The organism is Streptomyces sp. NPDC055815, assembly GCF_053616475.1.
In genome coordinates this window covers 1-4,112 of sequence record NZ_JBSHDU010000167.1, presented here as the reverse complement: position 1 = coordinate 4,112, position 4,112 = coordinate 1, and the positions used below count along the sequence as shown (strand labels likewise).

General features: G+C 69.4%; 1 pseudogene. It reads left to right on the top strand.

The features are described 5' to 3' along the window. Positions 1-36: 36 nt before the first annotated feature. A pseudogene (locus ACWGN5_RS41690) lies at positions 37-4,112 on the top strand (amino acid adenylation domain-containing protein); the annotation flags it as partial.

Genomic DNA, 4,112 nt, shown 5'->3' with positions numbered 1-4,112 from the left:
GAGCCGGCGGCTGGGGGGTGCGGGAGTCTGCGGCGGGTGATCTGCTCGGGTGAGGCTCTGCCGCTGTCGGCGCAGGACCGGTTCTTCGAGGTGTTCGAGGGGGTGGGGCTGCACAACCTGTACGGGCCGACGGAGGCGTCGGTGGACGTGACGGCCTGGGAGTGCGTGCCGGGTCGTGGTGGGGTGGTGCCGATTGGTGCGCCGGTGGCCAATACCCGGGTGTATGTGCTGGACGGTTCGCTGCGGCCGGTGCCGGTGGGTGTGGAGGGGGAGCTGTATCTGGCGGGTGTGCAGTTGGCGCGGGGGTATGCGGGCCGGCCGGGTCTGACCGGTGAGCGGTTCGTGGCCTGCCCGTTCGGCGGTGGTGCGGGTGAGCGGATGTATCGGACCGGGGATGTGGTGCGGTGGTCGGCCGAGGGGCAGCTGGAGTATCTCGGCCGTGCGGATGATCAGGTGAAGATCCGCGGTTTCCGGATCGAACCGGGTGAAGTCGAAGCGGTACTGGCCGCTCACCCGCAGGTCGGGCAGGCCGCGGTAGTCGTGCGGGAGGACACTCCCGGCGACAAGCGTCTGGTCGCGTATGTGGTCGGTGACGTGCGGGGCGCTGAGCTGCGGGAGTTCGCGGCCGAACGGCTGCCGGACTACATGGTGCCGTCGGCGGTCGTCGTACTGGACGAGCTGCCGCTGACGACGAACGGGAAGCTGGACCGTAAGGCACTGCCGGCTCCGGAGTACCGGGTGGGTGCCGGGCGGAGTGCGGTGTCGGTGCAGGAGGAGATTCTGTGCCAGGCGTTCGCTCAGGTCCTGGGCGTGGAGCGGGTCGGGGTCGACGACGACTTCTTCGCACTGGGTGGGCATTCGCTGTTGGCGACTCGTCTGGTGAGTCGGGTGCGTGCGGTGCTGGGTGTGGAGGTGGCACTGCGGACGCTGTTCGAGGCACCGACGCCGGCCGGTCTGGCCTCGCGGTTGGCGGAGGCTGATGAGGCGCGTCCTGCCTTGGTTGCGGGGGTGCGTCCGGAACGCGTACCGCTGTCGTTCGCGCAGCGTCGGTTGTGGTTCATTAGCCAGCTCGAAGGGCCGAGCGCGACCTACAACATCCCTCTGGCGCTTCGGCTGACCGGTGGTCTGGACCGGGAGGCGTTGGAGGCGGCGCTGGTTGATGTGCTGGGTCGGCATGAGGTGCTGCGGACGGTGTTCGCGGTGGCCGAGGGTGAGCCGTACCAGCGGATCCTGCCGGTGGGGGACTGTGGGTTCGAGCTCGCCTTCGCGGAGGTGGGCGCGGACGAGCTGGCGGGAGCGGTCGCCGAGGCGCAGGGGCATGCCTTCGATCTGAGTGCCGAGATTCCCCTGCGGGCGTGGCTGTTCCAGACCGGCGCGGAAGAGCATGTGCTCGTGGTCGTCGCGCATCACATCGCCAGCGACGGCTGGTCGTCCGCTCCCCTGGAGCGTGACCTCATCTCCGCCTACGCGGCACGACGTGCGGGCCAGGAGCCGGTCTGGTCTGCGCTGCCGGTGCAGTACGCCGACTATGCGCTGTGGCAGCGGGAACTGCTGGGTTCGGATGACGACCCGGAGAGTGTGCTGTCCCGTCAGGTCGCCTACTGGCATGCTGAGTTGGCGGGCGCGCCCGAGGAGCTCGCCCTGCCGTACGACCACGTGCGGCCGGCGATCGCGTCGCACGTGGGGCATGCGGTGCGGCTCGACGTTTCCGCTGGGGTGCATGCGCGGTTGCGTGAGGTGGCGCGTGAGCGTGGCGTGACGGTGTTCATGGTGCTGCAGGCGGCGCTCGCGGTGACACTGCACCGGCTGGGCGCGGGGACGGACATTCCGATCGGCTCGGCGATCGCCGGGCGGACCGATGAGGCCCTGGACGAACTGGTCGGGTTCTTCGTCAACTCTCTGGTGATCCGTACGGACCTGTCGGGGGACCCGTCGTTCGGTGAGGTGCTGGAGCGCGTACGGGAGACCGGCCTGCGGGCCTTCGACCATCAGGACGTGCCGTTCGAGCGGCTGGTGGAGGAGCTGGCGCCGGCGCGTTCCATGGCGCGGCATCCGCTGTTCCAGGTGATGCTGACCCTGCAGAACGCCGCTTCGGCGAAGCTCGATCTGTCAGAGGCCCAGGCTTCCGGGCTGCCCGCGACGTCCGCAGTACGGCTGGGAGCGGCTGCCGCGAAGTTCGATCTGGAGGTCACGGCCGCCGAGGTGTTCGACGCGGACGGTGGACCCGCCGGTCTGAGCGGTCGGCTCGTCGCGGCCGCTGACGTGTTCGATGCGGAAACTGCCGAGCGGTTCGTGGAGTGGTTCCAGCGGCTGCTGTCGGGCCTGGTGGCAGACCCTGACGGGGCGATCGGCAGCGTCGAGGTTCTTGGCGCGGACGAGCGTCGCCTGATCCTGGACGAGTGGGCCGGTAGCCGGATCGGTAGCGGGTTCGGTAGCGGTGGTGAGGCCGTGGGTCGGGCGACGATCCCCGCGTTGTTCGAGGCTCAGGCGGCGCTTCGCCCTGATGCGGTGGCGGTGGTCTTCGAGGGACGGTCGTTGACGTACGGGGAGGTGAATGCGGCGGCGAACCGTCTGGCCCGGTATGTGGTGGAGCAGGGTGCGGGACCTGAGCGGTTCGTGGCCTTGGTGCTGCCGCGGTCGCTGGACATGGTGATCGCGGTGCTGGCGGTGCTGAAGGCGGGGGCCGCCTATGTGCCGATCGACCCGGAGTATCCGGACGAGCGGATCGCCTTCGTGCTGGAGGACGTCCGGCCCGTGCTGACGATCGGGCCGGATGCGGTGGACGTCTCCGGCTATGACGACGGCAATCTGGATGTGGCGGTGTTGCCGGAGCACCCCGCGTATGTGATCTATACGTCGGGTTCGACGGGGCGCCCGAAGGGCGTGGTGGTGCCTCATCAGAATGTGGTGCGGCTGCTGGAGTCGACGCGGCAGTGGTTCGACTTCGGGTCCGATGACGTGTGGACGTTGTTCCATTCCTACGCGTTCGACTTCACGGTGTGGGAGCTGTGGGGGGCCTTGCTGCGGGGCGGCAGGCTGGTCGTGGTGCCGTACGTGGTGAGTCGCTCGCCGCGCGAGTTCGCGGAGTTGTTGGCAGAGGAACGGGTCACCGTCCTGAACCAGACGCCCTCGGCGTTCTACCAGCTGATGGCGGCGGAGCGGGACGACTGGTCGCTGCGGCATGTGATCTTCGGTGGCGAGGCGCTGGAGCCGGCCCGGCTGGAGGGCTGGTTCGCGCGGCACGGGGACGACGGGCCGCAGTTGGTGAACATGTACGGGATCACCGAGACGACGGTGCACGTCTCGTACCTGGCACTGGACCGTGATGTCGTGCTGGGCGCGCGCGGCAGCGTGATCGGTGTCGGAATCCCCGATCTGCGGGTGTACGTGCTCGATGAGCGGTTGCAGCCGGTGCCCATGGGCGTGGCGGGTGAGCTGTACGTGGCGGGTGCCGGCCTGGCCCGGGGGTACCTGAACCGCGCGGGGCTGACGGGTGAGCGGTTCGTCGCTGATCCGTTCGGCGCACGGGGCACGCGGATGTACCGGACAGGGGATCTGGGCCGCTGGCTGCGCGACGGCCGGCTGGAGTACCTGGGCCGTGGTGACCAGCAGGTGCAGCTGAGGGGCTTCCGCGTCGAGCTGGGTGAGGTCGAGGCGGTGCTGGCGCGTCACGACGCGGTGGCGGACGTTGCGGTCACCATCTGGGACGAACGCCTGGTCGCCTACGTCGTTCCGGTCCGGACGGAGGACGCGGCAACAACTGGCCTCTCCGACGAGGTGCGGGAGTTTGCGGCACAGTGGCTGCCCGGGCACATGGTGCCGTCGGCGGTGGTGGTGCTGGACGGGCTGCCGTTGACGGTGAACGGGAAGCTGGACCGTAAGGCGTTGCCGGCTCCGGAGTTCGTGGTGGGTGCCGGGCGGGGGCCTGCGTCGGTGCAGGAGGAGATCCTGTGCCAGGCCTTCGCTCAGGTCCTGGGCGTCGAGCGGGTCGGGGTCGATGACGACTTCTTCGCTCTGGGTGGGCATTCGCTGCTGGCGGTGTCGCTGGTGGAGCTGCTGCGCGGTCGGGGTGTTGCGGTGTCGGTGCGGGCGTTGTTCCAGACGCCGACGCC